The 20,502-nt window shown below is 38.0% G+C and carries 22 protein-coding genes; 19 read left to right on the top strand and 3 right to left on the bottom strand.

The window, feature by feature from the left end; genetic code table 11:
* Positions 1 to 11: 11 nt before the first annotated feature.
* The 16 genes from HMPREF2876_RS04610 to HMPREF2876_RS04535 all read left to right on the top strand — a co-directional run bounded on the left by HMPREF2876_RS04610 (position 12) and on the right by HMPREF2876_RS04535 (position 16,455).
* Entirely contained in the window at positions 12 to 317 is a 306-nt protein-coding gene (locus HMPREF2876_RS04610; RefSeq protein WP_070584303.1) for a phage holin, read from the top strand.
* Positions 318 to 319: 2 nt separating this feature from the next.
* Positions 320 to 1,138, top strand: coding sequence for a lytic exoenzyme target recognition domain-containing protein (locus HMPREF2876_RS04605; protein WP_070584301.1), 819 nt, complete (start codon positions 320 to 322; stop codon positions 1,136 to 1,138).
* A gap of 558 nt (positions 1,139 to 1,696) precedes the next feature.
* Complete coding sequence (locus HMPREF2876_RS04600) at positions 1,697 to 2,158, top strand: Fur family transcriptional regulator (RefSeq protein ID WP_024052825.1); 462 nt, start codon at positions 1,697 to 1,699, stop codon at positions 2,156 to 2,158.
* 141 nt (positions 2,159 to 2,299) lie between these two features.
* Positions 2,300 to 2,992, top strand: a complete 693-nt coding sequence (locus HMPREF2876_RS04595) for a phosphoglycerate mutase (RefSeq protein WP_003023729.1) — start codon at positions 2,300 to 2,302, stop codon at positions 2,990 to 2,992.
* Between the two features lie 156 nt (positions 2,993 to 3,148).
* The gene (gene pbp2b / locus HMPREF2876_RS04590) at positions 3,149 to 5,209 is read left to right on the top strand and encodes a penicillin-binding protein PBP2B (RefSeq protein WP_171021856.1); all 2,061 of its coding nucleotides are present in this window, start codon (positions 3,149 to 3,151) and stop codon (positions 5,207 to 5,209) included.
* A 10-nt stretch (positions 5,210 to 5,219) separates the two neighbouring features.
* Entirely contained in the window at positions 5,220 to 5,816 is a 597-nt protein-coding gene (gene recR, locus HMPREF2876_RS04585) for a recombination mediator RecR (protein WP_003023742.1), read from the top strand.
* 132 nt (positions 5,817 to 5,948) lie between these two features.
* Positions 5,949 to 6,995: a D-alanine--D-alanine ligase gene (locus HMPREF2876_RS04580; protein ID WP_024052823.1), complete on the top strand. Its 1,047-nt coding sequence runs from the start codon at positions 5,949 to 5,951 to the stop codon at positions 6,993 to 6,995.
* 131 nt (positions 6,996 to 7,126) lie between these two features.
* Positions 7,127 to 8,497 carry a UDP-N-acetylmuramoyl-tripeptide--D-alanyl-D-alanine ligase gene (gene murF, locus HMPREF2876_RS04575; protein WP_024052822.1) on the top strand — a complete coding sequence of 457 codons (1,371 nt, stop codon included), beginning with the start codon at positions 7,127 to 7,129 and terminating at the stop codon, positions 8,495 to 8,497.
* Positions 8,487 to 9,038: a DUF1697 domain-containing protein gene (locus tag HMPREF2876_RS04570; protein WP_024052821.1), complete on the top strand. Its 552-nt coding sequence runs from the start codon at positions 8,487 to 8,489 to the stop codon at positions 9,036 to 9,038. Before murF ends, HMPREF2876_RS04570 begins: the two co-directional genes overlap by 11 nt.
* 3 nt (positions 9,039 to 9,041) lie before the next feature.
* Positions 9,042 to 9,740 (top strand): YwaF family protein, encoded by a 699-nt coding sequence (locus tag HMPREF2876_RS04565; RefSeq protein WP_024052820.1) that lies wholly within the window; start codon positions 9,042 to 9,044, stop codon positions 9,738 to 9,740.
* 3 nt (positions 9,741 to 9,743) lie between these two features.
* A complete protein-coding gene (locus tag HMPREF2876_RS04560; protein WP_024052819.1) occupies positions 9,744 to 10,427 on the top strand; it encodes a YwaF family protein in 684 nt (227 codons plus the stop codon).
* A gap of 133 nt (positions 10,428 to 10,560) precedes the next feature.
* A complete protein-coding gene (locus HMPREF2876_RS04555; protein WP_024052818.1) occupies positions 10,561 to 10,968 on the top strand; it encodes a helix-turn-helix transcriptional regulator in 408 nt (135 codons plus the stop codon).
* 11 nt (positions 10,969 to 10,979) lie between these two features.
* Complete coding sequence (locus tag HMPREF2876_RS04550; protein ID WP_024052817.1) at positions 10,980 to 11,300, top strand: hypothetical protein; 321 nt, start codon at positions 10,980 to 10,982, stop codon at positions 11,298 to 11,300.
* Between the two features lie 189 nt (positions 11,301 to 11,489).
* The gene (locus HMPREF2876_RS04545; protein ID WP_024052816.1) at positions 11,490 to 13,034 is read left to right on the top strand and encodes a peptide chain release factor 3; all 1,545 of its coding nucleotides are present in this window, start codon (positions 11,490 to 11,492) and stop codon (positions 13,032 to 13,034) included.
* Positions 13,035 to 13,682: 648 nt separating this feature from the next.
* Entirely contained in the window at positions 13,683 to 14,591 is a 909-nt protein-coding gene (locus HMPREF2876_RS04540; protein ID WP_024052815.1) for a magnesium transporter CorA family protein, read from the top strand.
* A 307-nt stretch (positions 14,592 to 14,898) separates the two neighbouring features.
* Positions 14,899 to 16,455: a degradosome RNA helicase CshA gene (locus HMPREF2876_RS04535; RefSeq protein WP_042754156.1), complete on the top strand. Its 1,557-nt coding sequence runs from the start codon at positions 14,899 to 14,901 to the stop codon at positions 16,453 to 16,455.
* Positions 16,456 to 16,519: 64 nt separating this feature from the next.
* On the opposite strand, the gene lacD is transcribed toward HMPREF2876_RS04535, so the two are convergent.
* Complete coding sequence (gene lacD / locus HMPREF2876_RS04530; protein ID WP_070584297.1) at positions 16,520 to 17,470, bottom strand: tagatose-bisphosphate aldolase; 951 nt, start codon at positions 17,468 to 17,470, stop codon at positions 16,520 to 16,522.
* A 171-nt stretch (positions 17,471 to 17,641) separates the two neighbouring features.
* On the opposite strand from lacD, the gene HMPREF2876_RS04525 reads away from it, so the two are divergent.
* On the top strand, positions 17,642 to 18,388 hold the full coding sequence (locus tag HMPREF2876_RS04525) for a DeoR/GlpR family DNA-binding transcription regulator (RefSeq protein ID WP_024052812.1): 747 nt from the start codon (positions 17,642 to 17,644) through the stop codon (positions 18,386 to 18,388).
* A 135-nt stretch (positions 18,389 to 18,523) separates the two neighbouring features.
* Here HMPREF2876_RS04525 and lacB read toward each other — a convergent pair whose 3' ends face one another.
* Together lacB and lacA are read right to left on the bottom strand one after the other, a co-directional pair.
* A complete protein-coding gene (gene lacB / locus HMPREF2876_RS04520) occupies positions 18,524 to 19,042 on the bottom strand; it encodes a galactose-6-phosphate isomerase subunit LacB (protein WP_024052811.1) in 519 nt (172 codons plus the stop codon).
* A gap of 18 nt (positions 19,043 to 19,060) precedes the next feature.
* Positions 19,061 to 19,492, bottom strand: a complete 432-nt coding sequence (gene lacA / locus HMPREF2876_RS04515; RefSeq protein WP_021001918.1) for a galactose-6-phosphate isomerase subunit LacA — start codon at positions 19,490 to 19,492, stop codon at positions 19,061 to 19,063.
* 164 nt (positions 19,493 to 19,656) lie between these two features.
* On the opposite strand from lacA, the gene HMPREF2876_RS04510 reads away from it, so the two are divergent.
* Complete coding sequence (locus HMPREF2876_RS04510) at positions 19,657 to 20,136, top strand: PTS sugar transporter subunit IIA (protein WP_003023767.1); 480 nt, start codon at positions 19,657 to 19,659, stop codon at positions 20,134 to 20,136.
* A gap of 23 nt (positions 20,137 to 20,159) precedes the next feature.
* Positions 20,160 to 20,465 carry a PTS sugar transporter subunit IIB gene (locus HMPREF2876_RS04505; protein ID WP_003023769.1) on the top strand — a complete coding sequence of 102 codons (306 nt, stop codon included), beginning with the start codon at positions 20,160 to 20,162 and terminating at the stop codon, positions 20,463 to 20,465.
* Positions 20,466 to 20,502 lie beyond the last annotated feature (37 nt).

Here is a 20,502-nt window from a genome sequence, read left to right as displayed (position 1 = left end):
GGAGAACGAATATGTCTAAAATTAACTGGAAAGTGCGTTTTAACGCAAAAAATAAAGCTTTTATCGCTCGTGTGTTTGTGGCGGTATTAGTACCTATTCTGGTCTATTACGGACTAGAGGTCAAAGATTTGACAAGCTGGGGAGCAGTCTTTGAAATTATCAAGAAAGCTCTTGCCAATCCATTTGTGATTGGAACGGCAGTCGTCAACTTTATCAATATCTTGCCAGACCCTACAACGGTAGGATTTGGCGACTCAGAGCGAGCTTTGGGATATGAAGAACCGCACAAGACAGAAGCGAGAACTGAAGGAGAATGAACATGAGTAGAAAAGAATCAAGTATTGCACGCATGTTCCACTTACAAAGTATCCCGGTCTACTACGACATGGGTGACCGCTACGGCAACGATGCAGACGGAGACGGGCGTATTGAGTATGACTGCTCGTCGGCTATTAGCTATGCTTTGGACATCAATCTAAACAACAACACAGAGAGCTTACAACAAGCCCTCCCTACAATTGGTTATGGTAAAATCTTTGACGGTGTAGACGGCGAATTTGAAGCCCAACGTGGAGATGTGGTTATTTGGGCGCCACGAGACGGCTCTATCTCCCTTGGTGCGTTTGGGCATGTCCTAATCATGACAAGTCCGACTACAGCAATCCATTGCAATTACGGTAGCGACGGCATCACAGACAACGACTACAATTACATCTGGGAGCTCAATGGTCGCCCCCGCGAAATTGTTTTTCGTGAGGGGGCGAGTGGGCAAACCCCAGCGCCTGCACCAGCTCAACCACAAACAAGCAATAAGTTAAAGGTTTATCAAGTCAACGACTTGCAGTTTGTCAACGGCATTTGGCAAGTACGTTGTAACTACCTTGCGCCAGCCGAATTTGACTGGACGCAGAACGGCATTGCCTGCGAAGACATTGACCTTGTGGACGGAAACGGCAATTTGTTAGCAGACCAAGTGACAAAAGTAGGTAGCTATTTTGTCATAAACCCTAATAAAATTGTCTCTGATAGTGGGGGAGCTTACGGCTCTGGTGGTTACTATTGGCGACACGTTACACTTGCAGCAAGCGGTCAAATTTGGCTCTCTGTTTGGAGCGTTGACCATTTGTTACATGGCTGAAATCTCTTTTTAAATAAAACAAGTAACCCCTAGCAAAAGCTAAATGGACTATCAAGCGACCTCATTTATGCAGGTGTAACTTATAGGATAAAATAAGATAAGTAGAGCCCTTTGGAAAATCCAGAGGGCTTTTTTTCGTGGCCGGAAAGTGGTATAATAGCGTAAAAGAAATCACAGGTTAATTTTTATGCCCCAAAGAATCCAGAAAGCCCTGTTGGGGCAAAACTGGGGCATAAGTCCAAAACTTACTCGGACTTATTAAATAAATTTAAATAGGTTTGCTATTTATAACTCCTTATATAAAAAGAATTTCTACTATATAAAATTAACGGAAAATATTAATATTGAAAAGACGCTGTTAAATAATTGAGATTAAAAAAGCCTGTTGTATCAACATTTATTCGTTGTCCAACAGGTTTTTTCCGTATTCAGGGGGAAATAAAAGGGGTAAAAATGATGTTGAAGTTTATCATTTGTGTTTATTTACAATCATTCTAAATACGCATTCTTATATTTTCGTGATATAATAAAGGAAAAATAATGATGAGTGAGTAGGAAATGAATTTACATCCTTATTTAGAAATCACAGACCAAAGTGATTATGAAAATATTATTCAACGATTAAAAGCCAAAGGTGTACGTATTACAGAAACTCGAAAAGCAGTCATTGCTTATATGATTCGGACACATGAGCACCCAAGTGCTGAAAAGATTTATTCTGATTTGCTGTCTAATTTTCCAAAGATGAGTCTAGCAACGGTTTATAACAATCTCAAAGTTTTGGTGGAAGAGGGGTTTGTAGAAGAAATCAAAATTAGCCATGATAAGACAACCTATTTTGATTTTATGGGGCATGAACATCTGAATGTTGTCTGTGAAAAATGTGGTCGAATTGCAGACTTTGAAGATGTGGATATTCCTGATTTGAAGCGTGAAGCTGAAGAACAAACAGGTTATAAAATTACAAAGACACAAGTTTTGATGTACGGAATTTGCCCTGAGTGCTCGAAAAATAGTTAAGGAATTGATGTACATTGCTTGAATAAAGTAAATTATCAAAAATCAAATATTCTCCCATTGATACTGGATTTTTTTGAAAAAATTTTGTAAAATATAGTAGTGACTGTGAGACAGTTTTCAAAAATCAAAGGAGAATTTCTAATGGTAAAATTAGTTTTTGCTCGCCACGGTGAGTCTGAATGGAACAAAGCAAACCTCTTTACAGGTTGGGCTGATGTTGATTTGTCTGAAAAAGGGACGCAACAAGCTATTGATGCTGGTAAATTGATTAAAGAAGCTGGTATTGAGTTTGACCAAGCTTACACATCTGTTTTGACACGCGCTATCAAAACAACAAATCTTGCCCTTGAAGCGGCAGGTCAACTTTGGGTGCCAGTTGAAAAGTCATGGCGTTTGAATGAACGTCACTATGGAGGTTTGACAGGTCAAAACAAAGCTGAAGCAGCTGAAAAATGGGGTGACGAACAAGTTCATATTTGGCGCCGTTCTTATGATGTATTGCCACCAGCTATGGCAAAAGATGATCAATATTCAGCACACACTGACCGTCGTTATGCAAATCTTGATGACTCAGTTATTCCAGATGCAGAAAACTTGAAAGTAACCTTGGAACGCGCTCTTCCATTCTGGGAAGATAAAATCGCTCCAGCTTTGAAAGACGGTAAAAATGTATTCGTAGGTGCACATGGTAATTCTATTCGTGCCCTTGTAAAACACATCAAAAAATTGTCAGATGACGAAATCATGAATGTGGAAATTCCTAACTTCCCACCACTTGTATTTGAATTTGATGAAAAATTGAATCTAGTGAAAGAATACTATCTTGGAAAATAAGTCCAATATAATATTAAGAGGCTCTGCGTAAGCAGGGCTTTTTAATATCATGCAAAGCTTTCATTTTTTAGCTGTGTTTTTTATCAATGTTTTCCATTTTCCACGACTTCATTTAGGTGGATTTATGGTACAATAAAAGATAGCATTTTGACTAGAATGAGAGATACCATGTCTAAGAAAAAAAGAACATTTAATAGCCATTCAATCCCACGACGCTTGAATTTATTATTTGGAATTGTGATTTTACTGTTTATGAGTTTAATTGTGCGTTTGGGCTATATGCAGGTTGTCCATAGAGATTTTTATACAAAAAAATTAGCGACAGCTAGCAAGACTAAAGTGACAACCAGTTCGGTTCGGGGGCAGATTTATGATGCGAGTGGGAAACCTTTGGTTGAGAATACAACCAAGCAAGTTGTCTCTTTCACACGCAGCAACAAAATGACGGCTGCAGAGATTAAAGAAATTGCTCAAAAATTGCGTCCATTGGTTTCTATTTCCAGCGCAGATGTTACTGAGCGTCAACAAGTAGATTATTATTTGGCAGACAGCGAGGTTTATAAGAAGGTCGTTAATCAGCTGCCTAAAAATAAAAAATATGGTACAGATGGAAATCGTTTGGCAGAGTCTCAGATTTATAATAATGCCGTTAAGAATGTTGATTTAGCAAAGTTAAACTACTCAGATGAAGATAAAAAAGCTATTTATTTGTTTAGTCAGATGAATGCTATTTCTAATTTTGAAACGGGAAATATTCGTACGGATAATTTATCAGCTGATCAGATTGCGACAATCGCCTCTAGCTCGAAAGAACTGTCTGGTATCAGTATTACCACCAGCTGGGACAGGAAAGTGTTGGATACTTCTTTGGCTTCTATCATCGGAAGCGTTTCAAGTGAAAAGGCAGGGCTACCCGCAGAAGAAGTGAATGCTTATTTGAAAAAAGGCTATTCTCTTAATGATCGTGTTGGGACGAGTTATTTGGAAAAACAATATGAGTCTACACTTCAAGGAAAACGCGCAGTCAAAGAAATCAATCTTGATAAAAATGGAAATATGGAAAGCGTGAAAAATATTTTCAATGGTAGTAAGGGAAATAATCTAAAATTAACAACAGATTTAGCTTTTCAGAACGGTGTAGAAGACATTTTGAGAAAGTATTTTAGTGCGGAATTAGCGAGCGGAAATGCGACATATTCTGAAGGCGTATATGCTGTTGCGATGAATCCTAAAACGGGTGCTATTTTAGCCATGGCTGGTCTGAAGCACGATACCAATACAGGAGAACTAACAACAGACTCTCTTGGAACGATTATGAACAACTTTGTGCCGGGCTCTGTAGTGAAAGGAGCTACTTTAACAGTTGGCTGGGAATCTGGAGCCATCACAGGAAATCAAGTTATGACGGATCAACCAATTTCTTTTGGAGGCTCCTCTGCCATCACTTCTTGGTTCACGCAATATGGAGCTCGTCAAATTACGGCTTTAGAGGCACTAGAATATTCATCCAATACTTATATGGTTCAACTAGCTTTAAATATGATGGGAACGCCTTATACGCCCAATATGGCAATTGATTTAACGAATTTGGACTCCTCTATGGACAAATTGCGTAAAGCTTTTGCTCAATATGGCTTGGGAGCATCTACAGGAATTGATTTGCCAAGTGAATCAGAAGGTTACACACCTAAGAAATATACGTTTGCGAACTACTTAACCAATGCTTTTGGGCAGTTTGATAACTATACTCCAATGCAGTTGGCGCAATATGCTGCAACGGTAGCTAATGGCGGTACTCGTATTGCGCCGCACTTAGTAGAAGGAATTTATGACAATAATGAGACGGGCGGGCTTGGAAAGCTGATTGAATCCAAGTCAACCAAAGAGCTGAATAAAGTTGATATTTCAAAAGAGAATATGGATTTGATTCGACAAGGTTTTTATCAGGTAGTTCATGGTACAAGCGGATTTACTACAGGGCGTACTTTGTCACAAGGTGAAGCAGTGCCGATTAGCGCCAAAACAGGGACAGCAGAAACCTTTGCAGGTGGAAAGGAAGCCATTAATACGAATGTAGTGGCTTATGCGCCAAGTAACAACCCGCAGATTGCAGTGGCAGTTGTGTTCCCGCACAATACAAACTTATCGTCAACCGTTAGCCATAGTATAACTCGTGATATTATTAACTTGTATCATCAACAGCATCCAATGAATTAGAAAGGATACTATGCTTTATCCAACACCGATTGCAAAATTGATTGATAGCTTTTCAAAATTACCAGGAATTGGCATAAAAACAGCAACGCGTTTGGCGTTTTATACCATTGGTATGAGTGATGATGATGTCAATGAATTTGCTAAAAATTTGCTTGCAGCGAAACGTGAGCTGACCTATTGTTCTATTTGTGGTAATCTAACGGATGATAATCCTTGTGCTATCTGCACCGATGAGACACGGGATCAATCTACTATTTTGGTTGTAGAAGATAGCCGAGATGTATCTGCTATGGAAAATATTCAAGAATACCATGGTTTGTACCATGTTTTGCAGGGATTGATTTCTCCTATGAATGGTATTGGACCAGACGACATCAATCTGAAAAGTCTCATTACACGGTTGATGGATAGTGAGGTAACAGAGGTAATTGTGGCAACCAATGCGACAGCAGATGGGGAAGCGACTTCCATGTATATCTCGAGGGTGTTAAAGCCAGCTGGTATCAAGGTAACGCGCCTGGCTCGTGGATTAGCAGTTGGTTCTGATATTGAATATGCAGACGAAGTAACGCTGCTTCGGGCTATTGAGAATCGTACAGAATTGTAAAAAAGAAAATAGAGCTTTCCTTTAAAAGAAAATGAAAGCTCTTTTTCTATTCAAAAACAATCTAAAATATGATATACTAAAAAGCGATTAAATTTGTAGATTTCTTTTAAGATAAGAAGGTTAGGTATAAAAATGGCAAAACAACAAATTATTCTCCTTTACGGTGGTCGCAGTGCCGAACGAAAGGTCTCTGTCTTATCAGCGGAGAGTGTCATGCGTGCGATTGACTATGATAAATTCTTTGTGAAGACTTATTTTATCACACAAGCGGGTGACTTTATCAAGACGCAAGAATTTTCACGCAAACCTGCTGATGATGAAAAATTGATGACAAATGATACCGTCATTGAGAGTCAAAAAATGAAGCCGAGTGATATTTACGAAGAAGGAGCTGTTGTGTTCCCCGTTCTTCATGGTCCAATGGGAGAGGACGGGTCTATCCAAGGATTTCTTGAAGTATTGAAAATACCTTATGTGGGTTGCAATATCCTTTCTTCTAGTGTGGCTATGGATAAAATCACGACTAAACGTGTATTAGCTTCTGCTGGCATTCCGCAAGTTCCCTATGTAGCAGTGATTGAAGGGGAAAATATAGACGAAAAGATTGCAGCAGTAGAAGCCAATCTAACTTATCCAGTTTTTACAAAACCGTCAAATATGGGCTCTAGTGTCGGCATTTCTAAGTCTGAAAATCAAGATGAATTGCGCTCTGCTCTTGAATTGGCTTTCAAATATGATAGCCGTGTCTTGATTGAGCAAGGTGTCAATGCGCGTGAAATTGAAGTTGGTTTACTTGGAAATGAAGGAGCCAAAAGCAGTTTGCCAGGTGAGGTAGTGAAAGATGTTGCTTTCTATGACTACGAAGCCAAGTACATTGACAACAAAATCACCATGGATATTCCTGCAAAACTCTCTGAAGATGTCATTGCCACTATGCGGCAATATGCTGAAAAAGCATTCCATGCTATTGGCGGTGTTGGTTTAGCTCGCTGCGATTTCTTTTATACTGATAAGGGCGAGATTTTCCTTAATGAGTTAAACACGATGCCAGGTTTCACTAAATGGTCGATGTATCCGCTGCTTTGGGAAAATATGGGCATTTCTTATACAGATTTGATTGAGAAATTAGTTCTCTTAGCGCAAGAAACATTTACAAAACATGAAGAGCATTTGTTGTAAGACAAGATTGAAAGAGCCAAAAGGTTCTTTTTTCTATTGTTTTAGTATGTCTTTGGCGAGTGTGTGTAAAAGTAGGTTATTCTGTGGTATAATGAGAGAGTTAGAGAAATTTAAGACATATAGGTGAAAAAATGCAATTAACATTTTATGAAGTAGCTTCTGTATTGAAAGCAAAAAATGATGTTCATCAATTTCCAGATTGTACATTTGGAAAAGCAGAATTTGACAGTCGATTGATTGAAGAAGGAGACTTATTTTTGCCTCTTAAAGGAGCACGTGATGGGCATGACTTTATTGCGACAGCATTTGAAAATGGTGCTGCGGCAACCTTGTCAGAAAAAAAATTGGGCGATTATCCTTATATTTTAGTTGATAATGTGTTGGCAGCATTGCAGCGTTTGGCACAGTATTATCTGGAAAAAATGAAGGTAGATGTCTTTGCAGTTACGGGTTCTAATGGTAAGACGACGACCAAAGATATGCTGGCTCACCTCTTGTCAACAACTTACAAGACTTATAAAACGCAAGGAAACTACAATAATGAAATTGGTCTTCCTTATACTGTTTTACACATGCCAGATGATACGGAAAAACTCGTTTTGGAAATGGGACAAGATCACATGGGAGATATTCACCTTCTGTCCACAATTGCGCAGCCAAAAGTAGGTATTGTGACGCTGATTGGCGAAGCGCATTTAGAATTCTTTAAAAGTCGTTATGAAATTGCAAAAGGAAAAATGCAAATTGTCGACGGCATGAAAGACGGGGCTCTTTTGGTTGTTCCAGCGGACAAGATTATTAATGATTTTCTACCGAGCCAGCTAAATGTAGTCCGTTTTGGTCCAGATGAAGATATTTTCCTAACGAAATTAGAAGAACGAAAAGATAGTTTGACTTTTGAACCCAATTTCTTAGATAACGCCATTGACCTTCCAGTAACTGGGAAATACAATGCAACAAATGCCATGATTGCAGCTTATGTGGCATTGAAAGAAGGAGTAACACAAGATAAGATCCAAAAAGCATTTGCAACGCTTGAATTAACACGAAATCGCACCGAGTGGAAGAAAGCTAAAAATGGTGCGGATATCCTTTCAGATGTTTACAATGCCAATCCAACCGCTATGCGATTGATTTTAGAGACATTTTCAACGATTCCGTTTAATGAAAAAGGTCGGAAACTGGCAGTTTTAGCTGATATGAAAGAATTGGGGGTTGATTCTAAACAAATGCACAGTGCCATGATAACCAGCCTAAATCCAGAAATTCTCTCAGAAATTTTCCTTTATGGAGAGGACATGGCTGCTCTATTTGCCTATGCTAAGGAAATTTTCCCGCCTGGAAAAGCCCATTATTTTGTAAAAAATGCTGAAAAAGATCAATTTTCTGACTTAGTAAAAGCTGTTAAAGAAGCACTCAAACCAACGGACCAATTGCTGATAAAAGGAAGTAACTCTATGAACTTAGCTAGTTTAGTGGAGAAATTGGAGAATGACGGATAACAATAAAGTACAGTATCTTGCCCTCCTTCGTGGCGTGATGCCAACAGGACCAAATCGGATCCCTAAGATGAGTGATTTGGTTCAAATGTTGGAACAATCTGGTTTAGATAATATTTCAAGTTATATTCAATCAGGCAATGTGATTTGCGAAACAAGCCTACCAGCCGAAGAATTAGCACAACACATGCATCAGGTGATATTGGAAAGCATTGGTGCAAATTTATCCATTATCGTAAAAGAAAAGTCCGATTTAGAAAGGGCTATTTTAGGAAATCCCTTTTCTGAGGAGTTGGATTCATCACGGATTCATCTCGTTTTTACAAACAATCTCATTTCAACGGAGCAATTGGCAGAACTGCAAGTAATGAACTTTATGGACGAAATATTTGCAGTTGGAACTGCTTGCCTTTATATGTATTTACCAAGAGATGCCAGAAAAAAGAAGTTAAATAATAATTTTCTTGAAAAGAAGTTAGGTATTGTCGCTACAACAAGAAAGCTAAGTGTTATCAAAGAATTAAGTAATAGGATGGATGAGTAGGAGATGAATCTACAAGAATTTTTTACAAGTTATAAAACGGAGGCCCCTCAATTAACTCCATTTTGGTATGGAATGATGTTTTTAGGAATCATTTATGTCATGTATAGTGCTGTAAAATATCATAAAAACAGGCGCTATCAGAACTTTTTGAAAGCTGTACAAGGTTTACAAATTTTAGTGCTTTATGGCTGGTATGTTGAGACCTTGTCACCAATTTCTGAATCACTTCCTTTTTATCATTGCAGATTGGCGATGTTTGCCGTTTTGCTACTGCCTGATTCTTCAACCTATAAACAGTATTTTGCGCTTTTAGGAGTATTTGGACCTATTTGTGCATTGGTCTATCCTTTATTTGATCCATTTGCTTTTCCTCACATCACTTTAGTCTCCTATTTGATTGGTCACTATGCTCTTTTGGGAAATTCTCTCACTTATTTGCTGAATCATTATGATAGCGAGTTATTGAATTTACGGCGAATTGTAGAGATTAGCTTTAGTATGAATCTTTTATTGATATTTATAAATCTGGTGAGCGGTGGAAATTATGGTTTTTTGAAAGTACCACCTTTAGTTGGAAGTCATGGAATGATTGCTAACTATATTTTTGTTTCATTGACCTTGATTTTAGCAATTTTCGTGGTCTCTCTGATTTTTAAACAAATCAGACAAGAACAAGAAGAAACAGTAAGACAGGAAAATTAAGCTATGCTGAATGATTTTTTAACGACTCAAAAGACAGCACCACCTCCCATTTCTGCTATGGGCTATGTGACGATGATAGGAACTCTCTTTTTCCTCATTTATATTTCAGTTCGCTATGCGCAACCCCCACTGTATCAGAAAACTTTTAAATATTTACAAGCTTTTCAATTAGTTATACTTTATTCTTGGTATTTTGGTTTCCATATTTCATTTGCAAATAACCTGCCTTTTTATCATTGCCGCTTAGCCATGTTTGCCATGTTGCTGCTGCCAGATAAATGTCGAAGCAAGCAGTATTTTGCTCTTTTAGGTGTCAGCGGGGCGATTTTTGCAATTGGTTACCCAGTTTTTGACCCTTATGATTTTCCGCATCTCACCAGTTTTTCATTTCTTCTGGGGCATTACTGCCTGCTGGTTAATTCGCTGGTTTATCTTATAAACCACTATGACAAGCAGCTGTTGAAGAAGTATGAGATTGTGGGCTACACATTTGCTTTGGATTTGTTTTTAGTTGGTGTCAATGCCGTAACTGGTGGAAATTATGGATTGATGACTCATCCCCCGCTTATAAAAGGAGACCGGATATGGGTGAATTACGTACTTGTCTCACTGGTTCTGGCCACCGCTTTGCTCCTTTTTGATGAATATTTTAAAAGGCGATGGAAAAAGCAATCAAAATTAGTTTAAAGCTTTAAGCATTACATCCTCTGTCAAATTTATTTGGCAGGATTTTTTATTGTTTTTTCTCAATGTAAAAAAATTTTGCTAGATTTTATAAACGAAAATAGTAAAATAAAAGTAGAAAGATAGGAGTGAGGTAATGGAAATTGGAAGAAAATTAAAAGAAGCACGTCAGATGAGGGGCTTGACACAGGAAAATGTCGCAGAAAAATTAAATGTATCTAGACAAACTATTTCAAATTGGGAAACAGAAAAATTTTATCCGGATATGTTATATGTTTTGCAGTTAAGTGATTTATACCAGGTTAGCTTGGATGAATTGCTGAAAGGAGATGAGCGCATGATTCAGCACTTAGAAGATTCGACGAACGTTGTAAAGAGCAACCAAAAGATTTTACTGGCTTTTATATGTAATATTTGTCTTTTATTCCTTTTCTTTATTTTTATCATTCCAATCTCCAAGAGTTATCTGCTGACCTTGTTGGCAGTAGCTCTGGTGGTTGGCACCACAGGTTATATATTAGTACAAATTATTCGTAAAATATAGGAGGTTCTATCATGACTTGGTATCTATTGACCTTGATTGGCTTACTCGTCGTAACAAATGGGCTGTTTGTGTATCAATTGTTTAAACTAGTTGAATTAGATGCTGCGGTTCGCGGGATGAAACATCCTAAGTTCTGGGGAGTTTTGGCAGCTGGCAGTCAACGGGGAGAAGGCTTGATTTTATACTTATTAAACCGAAACAAGGCTGTTTTTTCCATGACGGAAGAAGAAAAAGAAGAACTTCAAATGAGAAAACAACGGATTATTTATTTACTGGTTTTAATCATGATATTGGTAATTTTTCTCTTTGCTAGTGTAATTGTGAGATTATAAAATGTAGTCTCTTGTATCAAGAAACAGAAAATCGCTCGAAAAGAGCGATTTTTATATGTTCTAAGCAATTGAAAAAATCCTTTGAATCCGCTATAATAGGTAGGTTGAAACAAGTTAGGAGCAGTCCAATGTAATAAGAGTTTTCACAGAAATCGAAAGAAAAAGTATAAAAAAGAAAAAGAGGATATAATGACGATTCAAGATGAAATAAAAAAACGCCGTACTTTTGCGATTATCTCTCACCCGGATGCAGGGAAGACCACGATTACAGAGCAGTTGCTCTACTTTGGAGGCGAGATTCGTGAAGCAGGTACGGTCAAGGGTAAGAAGACCGGAAACTTTGCCAAATCTGACTGGATGGATATTGAGAAACAGCGGGGGATTTCAGTGACCTCTTCTGTCATGCAGTTTGACTATGCTGGAAAACGGGTCAATATTCTTGATACACCAGGGCACGAAGATTTTTCAGAAGATACCTACCGTACCCTCATGGCTGTGGATGCAGCAGTCATGGTGGTGGACTCTGCAAAAGGGATTGAAGCCCAGACTAAAAAGCTCTTTGAGGTTGTCAAACACCGCAATATCCCAGTCTTTACGTTTATCAATAAACTGGATCGCGACGGACGTGAACCCCTTGATTTGCTGGAAGAATTAGAAGAAGTACTTGGTATTGCCAGCTATCCGATGAATTGGCCGATTGGGATGGGGAAATCCTTTGAAGGTCTCTATGATTTGCACAATCAGCGGCTGGAGCTCTATAAAGGTGATGAACGCTTTGCCAGCATCGAAGAGGGAGAAAAAATATTTGGCAACAATCCCTTTTATGCTCAGGTTTTGGAGGATATTGAACTCCTACAGGAAGCGGGAAATGAATTTTCACAGGAAGCTATTTTTAATGGGGAATTAACCCCTGTCTTCTTTGGTTCAGCCCTAACTAACTTTGGAGTGCAGACTTTTCTTGACACTTTCTTGGAGTTTGCACCAGAGCCTCATGGACACAAAACCACAGATAATCAGGAAATCAGTCCGCTGGATAAGGATTTTTCAGGATTTGTCTTTAAAATCCAAGCCAATATGGATCCAAGACACCGTGATCGCATTGCTTTTGTCCGCATCGTATCGGGCGAATTTGAGCGCGGTATGAGCGTAAATCTGACCCGTATCAAAAAAACTGTCAAACTCTCAAATGTCACCCAGTTTATGGCAGAATCACGTGAAAATGTAGAAAATGCGGTGGCCGGTGATATCATTGGGGTTTACGATACCGGCACCTACCAAGTCGGCGATACTTTGACAGTTGGTAAAAATAAGTTTGAGTTTGAGCCCCTGCCAACTTTTACCCCAGAAATTTTCATGAAGGTTACAGCTAAAAATGTCATGAAGCAAAAATCCTTCCACAAGGGAATTGAGCAGCTGGTCCAAGAAGGAGCCATCCAGCTCTACACCAACTACCAGACTGGTGAGTACATGTTGGGAGCTGTCGGTCAGCTTCAGTTTGAAGTCTTTAAGCACCGCATGGAAAATGAATACAATGCCGAAGTAATCATGACACCCATGGGCAAAAAGACGGTCCGTTGGATTTCACCAGATGATCTGGACGAGCGTATGTCCTCCAGCCGCAATATTTTAGCCAAGGACCGCTTTGACCAGCCTGTCTTTCTCTTTGAAAATGACTTTGCCTTGCGCTGGTTTACCGATAAATATCCAGATGTCAAGTTGGAAGAGAAGATGTGAGAGCGTTAAAAATCCGACAGAAAATTAGGAAATCTGACGAAGAAGCGATTGCTTCTAGGAGGATTTATCTATTTTCCGAGGATTTAGCTCGAACTCAGTTAGAGAAAATGTAAGACGTTGCCAATGACTAGTAACTGAAGGTTCCTAATTGTTGGACGCTAGCCACTGTAGGGGGACTAGCTAACTGCCTTACTAACTTCGTCAGACGAATAAAATCGATTCGTCTGACTCTGTATCGTAACACTCCAAAGTTACTTGATTGCAAAGCAATCTAAGTAACTAACGCCAAGTTCTATATGGGACTTAGCTAGGTGTCTTACTAACTGCGTCGAACAATTATGATCGAATTGTTCGACTCCGTGTCGTAACGCTAGGAAAAATAGGAAGCTTTATCTATCTTCAGAGGATTTAGTTCAAACTCAATTAAAAAGATGTGAGACTTGCCACGGCATATTAACGAAGTGATTCACATAAAAACTATGCTATTGTTGGAGTTTTATCATAATGATTTTTGAAACAGAACTGGGTTAAGTGAGTTCGTTTGTTAGCATATCAAGCATTAGATAAAGAAGTACAATAACGATTGATGAAGGATTGAGCGTTTTTCTCAATCCTTTAGATTATTTAAAGTCAAGAAAGGGGAAAAGGGTGTTTATTGAAAAAAAGTTGAAAAATGGAATGTCTTGGATAAACTTAGATGCAGATATTTTAAGTCAACATCCAGATTCTTATAAGGAATACAATATTGATGAAGAAACGATTGAGTACGCGCTAGATAAAAATGAACGAGCACACATGGATTACAATCGTGAAACAGGAACAGTCGTTTTTATTTTCAACGTATTAAACTTAAAAAGGGATAAGGACTATTATGAAACTATTCCTATGACCTTTATTGTACAGAAAGACAAACTCTTAACAGTCAGCAATAAAGCAAATACTTATGTCGTAGATATGATGAAAAACTATATTGAACACCATGAGCCTGTAACAGTTTATAAATTTCTATTTGCTAGTTTAGAATTAGTGTGCAATTCTTATTATCCTGTAATTGAAAAAATGGATGAGACAAAGGATCGTATTAATCAGTTATTGCACAAAACGACCACCAAGAAAAATCTCTTTGCTTTAGCAGACTTAGAAACTTCCATAGTCTATTTGGTAGCAGCTGCAAAGCAAAATCGTATGCTGTTAGAGCACATTAAAGGACATGCAATTTATCGCCATTTAGATGAGATTGAAAAAGAGCAGTTTGACGATGTCATGATTGAAGCTCGCCAATTAGTAGCAATGACAGACTTGATTTCTCAAGTTCTCAGTCAATTGTCAGGTTCTTACAACAATATTTTGAACAACAATCTGAATGATAATTTGACTGTTTTAACAATTATTTCAGTCCTCCTAGCAGTCCTAGCAGTTATCACGGGATTCTTTGGTATGAATGTGCCACTTCCGTTGTCTAATGATAAAAATGCTTGGATTTATATAGTTATTATCAGTCTTATTCTTTGGATTGTATTGACCAAAGCTTTGAAATGGTTAGCCAATAAAAAGTAAAATACGCCAAGTGCATGAAGAAATTATCGTTTTCAATTAGCGTGTTTTCACGATAAATATCACTTTTTAAGTATAATTTATGCTATAATTCATTCAAAATGAATGTATTTAGTTTTAATCGGTAAATCTGTTTGAAAAATGTATGTATTCCGAGAAAAAGGGTTACATGCATTTTCTTCATGCGTACGGCGTGGAAGTAAAAAATAAAACCTATCTTTTTATCATTCTTTGTGTTATACTAGATAAGTTGCAAATAACTATGTTTTATAAGGTGGCTTCGCACTGCCTTTTTAGAAAGAAGAAAAAATTGAAATTTAATGAATTACATTTGTCTGCTGAATTACTAGCAGAAATTGACAAAGCAGGCTTTGTGGAAGCCAGCCCAATCCAAGAACAAACAATCCCACTTGCTATGGCAGGAAAAGATGTGATTGGACAAGCTCAGACTGGTACAGGAAAGACAGCCGCTTTTGGTTTTCCGACTCTTGAAAAAATTAACACAGAAAATCCTGTTGTTCAGGCTTTAGTCATTGCACCAACTCGTGAATTGGCTGTCCAAAGTCAAGAGGAACTCTTCCGCTTTGGTCGAAGTAAAGGAGTGAAAGTTCGCTCTGTTTATGGTGGATCTAGCATTGAAAAGCAAATCAAGGCTCTCCGTTCAGGCGCGCACATTGTTGTTGGAACTCCAGGACGTTTATTAGACCTCATTAAGCGCAAAGCACTGAAACTCAATCATGTAGAAACGCTTATTTTAGACGAAGCGGATGAAATGCTCAATATGGGTTTCTTAGAAGACATTGAAGCAATCATCTCACGCGTGCCGGAAGAGCGTCAGACCCTTCTCTTTTCAGCTACTATGCCAGATGCTATCAAGCGGATTGGCGTGAAGTTTATGAAAGAGCCAACACATGTCAAAATTGCAGCAAAAGAATTGACAACAGAACTGGTGGATCAATATTATATCCGTGTAAAAGAAAATGAAAAATTTGATACCATGACACGTCTAATGGATGTGGAACAACCAGAACTTTCTATCGTTTTTGGGCGTACCAAACGCCGAGTTGATGAATTGACTCGTGGGCTTAAAATCCGTGGTTTCCGCGCAGAGGGGATTCATGGTGATTTAGACCAAGGAAAACGTCTCCGTGTTCTTCGCGACTTTAAAAACGGAAATTTAGATGTTCTTGTTGCGACAGACGTTGCTGCGCGTGGTTTGGATATTTCTGGTGTTACACATGTTTACAATTATGACATTCCACAAGACCCAGAAAGTTATGTACACCGTATTGGGCGGACAGGTCGTGCTGGAAAATCTGGTCAGTCCATTACATTTGTTGCACCAAATGAAATGGGTTATCTTCAAATCATTGAAAGTTTGACCAAAAAACGTATGAAAGGCATGAAACCAGCCACTGCAGAAGAAGCCTTTCAAGCTAAGAAAAAAGTTGCACTTAAAAAGATTGAGCGAGATTTTGCGGATGAAAACATTCGCAACCAATTTGAAAAGTTTAGCAAAGACGCTCGCAAGTTGGCAACTGAATTTACACCGGAAGAATTGGCTTTATACATATTGACCTTAACCGTACAAGATCCAGACACTCTACCAGAAGTAGAAATCGTGCGTGAAAAGCCATTACCATTTAAGTATGTTCCGGGAGCTAATAAAGGCAATCGTAACAGCAAAAATAGACGTCGTAGTAATGATCGGTGTGACCGTACTAATGGGCGTGACAATTACAAAAAGAGTGGTCGCCACGATCGCTTTGACAAAGAAAAGCGTTACCGCAAAGACCACAAAAAACCTCGCAATACTTCAAGTGAGAAGAAAACAGGATTTGTCATCCGTAATAAAGGTGATAAGTAATTATACAATAATAAAAAGGCGAATAACGATTCGTCTTTTTATGTTTTTATAAGGAGATACAAAGTTATTTAAATACCATAGGCGTAGCAGTCTCTTGGAGAACGGCATCTAATTCAACAATATTTTGTTTACCTATTGTTTCAAGCCATTTAATTGTAGCAGCTTCGCCACCTTCTTGGTATGCTTTGGTAGCACCAGCCCAAGTTGCACGACCGCAAAGGACACCGTTGAAAGTTGATCCGGATTCCTTAGCAAAGCGAAGTGTATCTTGGAAAAGCTGTGCGGATACTCCAGCAGATAAGAAAATAAATGGAAGAGAAGTTGCATCACTTTGTTCTTTGTAGAAGGCAGCAGCTTCTTCTTTGGTGTAAAGAACTTCATTTTCTGCGAATCCTTCAACATATTTCATATTGACTGGAACTTCAACTTTGAGAACATCTACGCCAAATCGTTCTTGTGAGTAAAGCTTCATTGCTTCAATGACTTTGCGAGGTTTGAGTTTGGCATATTCCTTTTCATCTGTCACCTTGGCATCATAAGAAACCAACTCAAGGAAAAATGGCATGTCTTCTGCTTTACATTCAGAAGCAATCCGTTCGATAAAGGCTTCTTTGATGTCATTGACTGCTCTAGCTTCGTCAATATCTATATAGAGTAAGACTTTCACAGCATCAGCACCGTTTGCTTTGAGGCGTTGGACGGAGACATTTTCGACGAGGTCAGGATAGCGACCGGGAACAGTTTTGTCATAACCTGTTTTTTCATAGGCAACTAATAATCCAGCGTTTTTATCACGAGCTTCCGCCGCTTTCCAACCTAACTCTGGATCAAGAAGAATAGAAGAAGCGTATTTTGTTAAGTATTTCGAAACTAGCACTTTAAAGGTTTCCAATTGTTCAACTGGAGTATCTTCACCAAGAATACGACGCAAAGCCCCTCGTTGGTCAATAGCCAAAGCGCCGATAATTCCGTTTTTATCACATAAACGTTTTAATTTTTTTTGTTTTGTTGTCATCTTCAGACTCCTTTTGTTTTGTATAGTTCAATTATAGAACACAAATAAAACAAAGTCAAACAATATTTTACAAAAATCAAAAAAAATATTGTTTTTAATTTTTCAAAATGAATAAATTGTTGTATAATATATTTGAGGAATAAAATTATATAAAACTAGAAAGGAGACAAAATGAAAGAAGGACGGCATAGAGTGATTCTCCAAGAATTGGATCAGCAAGGAGTGGTTTCTGTTAAGAACTTAAAAGAGTTACTAGATGTAACAGATATGACGATACGTCGTGATTTGATTGACTTGGAAAAGCAAGGTTTGTTGACTCGTGTTCATGGAGGAGCTCACAAAAAAGTAAAAAATGGCTTGAATGAAGCCTCCCATACTGAAAAAACGATGTTAAATATTGAAGAAAAACGAACAATTGCTCAAAAATGTGCCAATTTGATTTTTTCTGGTGATACAGTTTTTATCGGTTCGGGAACAACGACGGATTTTATCGGAGATTATTTGGCTGATAAAAGTGTGAGTATTGTGACAAATTCGCTTCCTATTTTTGAAAAATTAAAAGATAATCCCAATTGTGATATTATCCTGATTGGCGGTCGTTATCGGGTGAAGACACAAACGTTTGTCGGACAATTTGCTAATAAATTATTGAAAGAAATCAAAGTTTCTAAAGCATTTATTGGTGTCAATGGAATTGACGGTCATAATGTCACGACTGCCAATGAAGAAGAAGGAAATGGCAATGCTATTATCTTGAACAATGCGATTGAAAAGTACATTGTGGCAGATAATAGCAAATTTGACAGCTATTCCTTCTATTGTTTCTATCAGTTGGATGATTTGGATGCAGTAATCACAGATGATCATATCTCACCAAAGGTCAAAGAAAAGTATAAATCATATACAAATGTTTTATAGTTAATATTTTAATCACCTGTTCATAGAGGAACAGGTGATTTTTGTTTTGTATCTTTCGTGCGGTATTGACACATCCTATTTAAAAACAGGCCATGTCCATATTAGACTGAGCCTGTTTTTCTGAGTATTGAGTTTTTAGTCGTGGTATTCACCGCGAGCCCATTTAGCATTTTCTTCATCGAAAATATGGTCATTTTTAGCGATTTCAGGATTAACTTCAATGCTATTATCGATTTTTTCAATCAATTGTTTGTTGGCTTCTGTTGGTTCGTACTCTGTTTCAAGAAAGACATCAACGATATTATGAATCAGATTTTGACCAAGAATACGTCCACCAAAAGCGATGATATTTGCATTGAGTTCTTTCTTTGCATAGCGTGCGGTTAGAACGTCACCAACAAGAGCTACACGAGTACCGGGAACTTTGTCAGCAGAAGCAGAGATACCGACTCCTGTACCACAAAGGGCAATTCCAAGATCAGCTTTTCCTGAAACAACATCTTCTGCAATCAGACGACCAAAGATTGGGTAATGAGTCCGGTGAAAGTCATAGGTTCCGACATCAATGACTTCATGACCGAGGTCTTTTAAATGTTCAGAAATTTTCATTTTTGTATCTGTTACGATATGGTCACAGCCGAGAGCGATTTTCATAATTTTTCCTCCTACCCTTTAACATAATTTATTAAGCATATCAATGCGAACTTGGTGGCGTCCAGCATCATAGTCAGCTTTTAAATAAGCTTCTGCACAGGCATTTGCCAATTCTTCACCGAGAATAGCTGCACCGAGAGTGATAATGCGTGTAGAATTGTGACGAATGGTCATCATGGCAGAATGCTCATCTGAAACAGCAGCACAAATGATGCCACGGTGTTTATTCGCAACCATATAAGAACCAATTGCAAAGCGATCAAACAAAATACCACGGGCAGTATCATCTTTTCGCAATTCTTCAACAAGAGCATCTGTAGAGTCGACAAAATCAGCAGCACCTTCTTGTTCGTTGAGATCTTTAATGTCATAACCAAGTTGGAGTAAATGAGTTTTTACTTTATTTTTTAACTCAAAACCATCACGGTCTGTACCTAGTATAACTTTCATTGTTATACCTCCTTTTTTTATTTCACAACAACATCATAACATCTCACGCAAATATTGTCAAACAAAAAATAACATAAAAAAACAAAACAAACTATTGACACCGTTTACACATAATGATATAATTTGATTATAAACAAAATAGAACAAAATAGAAGGAGGCTATGATGGAACTTTATCAGTTGTTCGATAAAGATTTAGTCTTTTGTCTGCATGCTGACAGTCAAGAAGAGCTTTTCAATCAGGTTGCAAATCTCCTTGAGGAGAGGCACATTGTAACGTCTTCTTATAAAGACGCCTTGATTGAGCGAGAGAAGTCCTTTCCTACGGGGCTGGACATGGAATTTTTAGGGAAAGATTTGCCGAATGTAGCAATTCCGCATACGGATATTGTCCATAATTTAGCAGAAAAGGTGGTTGTAGTCCGCTTAGATCAGCCGGTGACTTTTCATAATATGATTGTTCCGTCAAATGAAGTACAAGTATCGCTTTTGTTCTTCATTATCAATAATTCTAATGCCAGTCAAACGAATATATTGGCTCAATTGATGGATTTCTTTACTGCTGACGGCAACCTAGAGTCCTTATCCGAGCTGGATGAGGCAGATAAACTATTTCATTATATATCGGAAACAATAAATCATTAAAAATAAAAATGGAGGATGTTACAATGATTAAAATTTTAGCAGCTTGCGGAGCAGGAGTAAACTCAAGCCACCAAATCAAAAATGCTCTTGAAGAAGAACTTTCAAATCGCGGCTATGATGTCCAATGCGATGCGGTAATGGTCAAAGATGTGAATGAAGACTTGATAAAAGGTTATGATATTTTCACACCAATAGCAGCCACGGATTTGGGATTTGAACCGGGGATTCCTGTTATTGAAGCAGGACCAATTTTATTCCGTATTCCAGCCATGAGTGCACCAGTATATGACAATATTGAAGCAGCTATTAAGGAACATGGACTTAGTTAAAGTAATTCATTAGAAAAAAACAAAAAAATGAAAAATT

This window comes from Streptococcus sp. HMSC073A12 (assembly GCF_001812815.1).
Classification (GTDB): domain Bacteria; phylum Bacillota; class Bacilli; order Lactobacillales; family Streptococcaceae; genus Streptococcus; species Streptococcus vaginalis.
The sequence above is the reverse complement of the archived record's forward strand: the minus strand, read 5'-3'. Positions and strand labels throughout refer to the sequence as shown.